The sequence below is a fragment of the Tetzosporium hominis genome, from assembly GCF_002265435.1.
GTDB classification, from domain to species: Bacteria; Bacillota; Bacilli; order Bacillales_A; family Planococcaceae; genus Chryseomicrobium; species Chryseomicrobium hominis.
Map to the genome: position 1 here is coordinate 1 of NZ_NOKQ01000040.1, position 239 is coordinate 239.

General features: G+C 50.6%; 1 pseudogene. It reads left to right on the forward strand.

The features are described from left to right. Window positions 1–2: 2 nt before the first annotated feature. Window positions 3–239, forward strand: a pseudogene (locus CF394_RS16320) (methylated-DNA--[protein]-cysteine S-methyltransferase); the annotation flags it as partial.

A 239-nucleotide genomic window follows, 5' to 3' on the forward strand; every position in this document is an offset into this window, starting at 1 on the left:
ATATGGACGATCAAATCGTATACTGGCGTACGCTTATTTGCCGAGGTTGGCAGATTCACATTGGGGCGACTGCCCGCGGGCTCTGTTTTACAGGGGGATGGAATCAAGGCTTCGAGGATTTGGCCGCTTGGGCTGAAAAAAGATTTACACAGCCAGTTTTCATTCGGGATGACAAAGGATTGGCAGAATACGCCGAGCAGCTGCAGGCGTATTTGAACGGCAAGCGAACTCATTTCAGC